The sequence below is a fragment of the Microbacterium sp. genome (assembly GCF_031988965.1).
Taxonomy (GTDB): Bacteria; Actinomycetota; Actinomycetes; order Actinomycetales; family Microbacteriaceae; genus Microbacterium.
The window spans coordinates 1-4,359 of sequence record NZ_DALZXX010000162.1 but is presented as its reverse complement, the minus strand read 5'-3'; the positions used below and the strand labels follow the sequence as shown (position 1 = coordinate 4,359).

Sequence of the window (4,359 nt, the reverse complement as noted above, 5' to 3'; positions counted from 1 at the left end):
CTCCGACGTCACATCGGCGACGAAGGTCGACCACTCGACGCGGGCGATCAACGCCGCCAGGGGAAGGGTGAGGAACGCGAGACCGATCAGCGCGGGGACGGCCAGCGCGCGCGGCATGTAGCCGCGCGCTGCGGCCGCGCTCACGGCGCCCCGAAGCCGAGGTCGGCGAGGATCCGCTGACCCTCGTCCGAGAGCACGAACGCGACGAACGCCTCGGCCGCGGCCGAGTTCGGCGCCTCGGACAGCGCCGCGATCGGGTAGTGGTTCACGACCTCGTCGGCCCCCTCGGGCACGATGACCTCGACGTCGTCTCGACCGATCACGTCGGTCGCGTAGACGAGGCCCGCGTCGGCCTCACCGGCGGCGACCTTGGTGAGCACCGCGGTCACGTTCTGCTCGAGGCTCGCCGCGTCGACCGTCACACCGGCGTTCGAGAGCAGCGTCTCGGAGGCCGCACCGCAGGGAACCTCGGGCGCGCACAGCACGGTGGTGACCTCGGCCAGGCCGTCGAGGGTCTCGACGCCGCCGGGGTTGCCGGTCGGCACCGCGATCACGAGGGTGTTGGAGGCGAACAGGGTCGGATCGACCGCGGCATCCTCGAGCTTGTCCATGTTGGCCTCATCGGCCGAGGCGAACACGTCGGCCGGAGCGCCCTCGAGCAGCTGCGTGACCAGCGTCGACGAGCCGTCGTAGACGCCGCTGAACTGCACGTCGGGGTTCTCGGCGGTGAAGGCGTCGCCGATCTCGTCGAACGCCGTCGACAGCGAGGCCGCGGCGTAGACCGTGAGCTCACCGCTCGGGGAGCTCTCGGCCGCATCATCGGTGGCGGCCGGCGTCGGCGAGTCCGCTCCCGCAGCGCACCCGGCGAGCGCGAGGGCTGCGACGGTCATGACTGCGGCGAGGGACGTGCGGAGGGTGCGGTTCATGTGTCAGTCCTTCGGCACTTCGACGACGACGTTGGTCGCCTTGACGGATGCGGTGGCGAGAGAGCCGACCTCGAGCTGCAGCTCACGGGCGGCCTCGGCCGACATCAGCGAGACGACGCGGTGGGGTCCGGACTGCAGGTCGACCTGCGCCATCACTCCGTCGATCTGCACGCGGGTCACGATGCCCACGAAGCGGTTGCGGGCGCTCGAGAGGGCGTGATCCGACTCCTGCGCCTCCTCGGCGAGCGCGACGGCACGAGCAGCGAGGGCATCGCCCGGGATCTCGGCGGGCACGGCATCCGTCGTCGGCAGCAGGCCCTGGTCGATCCACCGGCGCACCGTGTCGTCGCTCACCCCGAGCAGCTGGGCGGCGCGGGAGATCCGAAAGCTCTGCATGGGAGCAGATTACCGCAGATGCGGAACATCAACCACGCTCAATCCGCAGAAGCGGATTCCTTCGGCCGGGATGCTGTCACGGCCCGCACGACTCCGAACACCGCGACCAGCACCCAGGCGACCCCTCCGAACCACACCGCGATCGCACCGATCGTCTCGAACTCGGCGATGCCGACCGCGACGCCGAACGAGAGCGTCGCCGTCGCATACATGCCGATGGGGAACACGATGCTCCACCATCCGACCGTGAAACGCCGGGCCGCCGGCCGACGCACCAGGTCGCGGACGCCGAGGCCGACGAGGAAGGGGATCAGGAAGGTGCCGAACGACCACAGCACTATCGCGATGACCGTCACCGCGCCCGCGGCCTCGGGCAGCGCCGGCGTCGGGGCCGTGAGCACGCGGCTCGCGGCGAGCACCGAGATCGCGGTCGCGCCCGTCAGCACCCACGCGGTCGGCGCGACATCGGATGCTCCCTCGGCGTCGGACAGCAATCGCACCACGACGACGGCCATGAGCAGCAGGTAGACCACCACCCCGACACCCCAGAGACCGAGCGCGGCGAGTGACAGCAGGTGGTGGTCGCCGGCTGCCGTGCTCGTGAGCACCGACAGCGACTGTGTGGCGACCACGAGCAGGAACCACCCGCCGTCGACGGTCGGCAGCAGAGGACGCACCGACGGATGCGTGACGATCCACGGCAGCAGCCCGTAGATCAGCAGCAGCCACAGCAGGCCTTCGATGACGAGCGCCCCAGGCAGCACCCACCGGATGCCGAGAGATGCGGCGAGCGTCGCGGTGACCCCGGTCGCGGCGACGACCGTGAAGAACCCGAACGCCCGCCCCGGGTCGCGCGCATCACGGCGCAGCACCGCCGGCGCGATCACAGCCCGCACGATCGTCGCGATCACGAGCAGCACGTAGCCGACCGTGGCGAGGATCAGGGCGGCGACGCCGACGCCGGGGTACCCCGCCGTCGTGAACGCCGTGCCGACGATGCCCGTCGCCATCACGAATGAGAAGCTCGCGGGCGGCATCGCCGCGACGGCCGTGCGGATGCTCATGGATCAGATCGACTGCCGGTACCCGAAGAACTCATGGTCGTTGTTATAGCCGCCGAGGCCGCCGCCCACGTCCTCGAACTTCTCGACGAACTCGATCCCCTGGATCCACTTGACCATCTTGAAGCCGAGCTGCACCTCGTTGCGCAGCCGTAGCGGCGCCCCGTGCGAGAACGTCAGCGGCTCGTCGTTCATGTCGTACGCGAGCATCGTCAGCTGGTGCCGCATCTGATCGATGTCCTGCACGTCGTAGTAGAGGCCGCCTTCCGCACCCTCCGCGAACGAGTAGAAGACGACCCACTTCGCCTCCGGCGTCGGGCGCACGAGATCGAGGACGGATGCCATCGACACCCCTCCCCACTTCGCGACGCCCGACCATCCCTGGATGCAGAAGTGCTGCGTGATCTGGTCGTGGCGCGCCATCTCGCGCAGGTCGTCGACGCTCAGTGCGACGGGCTGCTGGACGAGCCCGCCGATGCGCAGCCGGTAGTCGCGGAACCCGCCCTCCTGCAGCCTCTTGTACTCATCGCTGTCGGGCACCCGGCCGTTCGACCAGAAGTACGGCGAGATGTCCTTCTCGGTGTACTCGCCCGGCTTCGAGTCGACGTGCTCGAAGAGACGCTGCACAGGACCGATCAGTGCCATTCCCATGCGACGGATCGCCCGCGGATACCGGTAGGTGAACGGCGTCGCCGCGACCCAGACGACGGCCAGCACCGCCGAGGTCGCCACGAAGATCCAGAATCCCGTCCACGAGGTCGTGTCGTCGCCCGCGTACATGTGGTTGAGGTTGCGCAGCGCCCCGGTGGCGAAGACGAGCGCCACGTGCACCACCACGAACATCACGTACCAGCACAGCACCAGGAAGTGCAGGGAGCGCGCGAACTGGATGTTGAAGACGCGGCTGATGCGGCGGAACCGCGTCGACAGGGCAGGCGACATCCCGAGGCCGGTGAGCAGCGCCAGGGGTGCGGCGATGAAGACGGTGATGAAGTAGGCCAGCATCTGCAGGGCGTTGTAGTTGACCCAGCCGTTCTCGGTCGGCCATTCGAGCGAGAGGTACTGGATCGCCGTCGACAGGGCGTTCGGGATCACGTCCCAGCTCGTCGGCACGATGCGCGCCCAGTGGCCGCTCACGAACAGCAGCACCACGAACACGATGCCGTTGAGCAGCCACAGCACATCGATGCTCAGGTGCCACCATCGCGCGAGGCCGATCGAGTGGCGTCGTCCGGGCAGGCCCACACCGTCGGGCAGGGTGAGCGAGTCGCCCTTCGCCGTGTAGGTGGGGTCGTCGACGGGCACCGGCCGCTGCATGCGGAACCACTCGCGCCCCGGCGTCGAATGACGGGTCCAGTACAGCCGCGGATGATCGGCGAGGATGCTGAGCCCCGAGCGGATCATGAAGAACATGAAGAAGACGTTGAGCCAGTGCTGCCACCGCATCCACAGCGGGAAGCCCTCGGGTGTGCCCTCGGGCAGCGCTGTGGCGCCGGGGTAGTCGTTCAGGAAGTCGCGGACAACGGGGGTGTCGATGATGCCCCGAGCCACGGCGATGCCGGCGATCATGAGCGCGACCGCGATCGGGATCAGCCACAGCAGGTTGAACCACTTCGTGCGGCCGACGCGGATGCGCGGGGCGACTCCGTACTGCGCGGGGAGCCCGCCTGCCCAGTCGGCGCCCACCCGGTCATGGCGGCGGGAGTCGAGCGCGTCCCGGAACCGCGGCGAGACCTCCCGCAGCTGCTGAGACCTCTGCTCTGCGGCGGTGCGCGCGTGCGTCTGCGGCGCCTGCTCGGCTGTCGGCTCCACCGCGGATCCTCCGGCGTCGGCCATGCGATCCCCCTGTGCGGTCGTCACCGGACGCCACCGGGTGGGGCGCCCGCATGTCTCGGAGTCTGACAGAATCCCCGCAGGAACGCGAGAATTCCGCCATCCCGGCATAGCCTGGGGCCATGCAGCCGCTCGTCGCTCCC

4 protein-coding genes and 1 pseudogene are annotated in these 4,359 nt (G+C 69.3%); all 5 read right to left on the bottom strand.

Annotation, left to right across the window (positions count from 1 at the left end):
• Window positions 1-144, bottom strand: a pseudogene (locus RTM68_RS16410) (molybdate ABC transporter permease subunit); the annotation flags it as partial.
• Window positions 141-926: a molybdate ABC transporter substrate-binding protein gene (gene modA, locus RTM68_RS16405; protein ID WP_312172967.1), complete on the bottom strand. Its 786-nt coding sequence runs from the start codon at window positions 924-926 to the stop codon at window positions 141-143. The pseudogene RTM68_RS16410 and the gene modA, both read right to left, overlap by 4 nt.
• 3 nt (window positions 927-929) lie before the next feature.
• Window positions 930-1,322 carry a TOBE domain-containing protein gene (locus RTM68_RS16400; protein ID WP_312172964.1) on the bottom strand — a complete coding sequence of 131 codons (393 nt, stop codon included), beginning with the start codon at window positions 1,320-1,322 and terminating at the stop codon, window positions 930-932.
• 38 nt (window positions 1,323-1,360) lie between these two features.
• Window positions 1,361-2,386 carry a tellurite resistance/C4-dicarboxylate transporter family protein gene (locus RTM68_RS16395; protein WP_312172961.1) on the bottom strand — a complete coding sequence of 342 codons (1,026 nt, stop codon included), beginning with the start codon at window positions 2,384-2,386 and terminating at the stop codon, window positions 1,361-1,363.
• Window positions 2,387-2,389: 3 nt separating this feature from the next.
• Window positions 2,390-4,219, bottom strand: a complete 1,830-nt coding sequence (locus RTM68_RS16390) for a molybdopterin-dependent oxidoreductase (RefSeq protein ID WP_312172958.1) — start codon at window positions 4,217-4,219, stop codon at window positions 2,390-2,392.
• Window positions 4,220-4,359 lie beyond the last annotated feature (140 nt).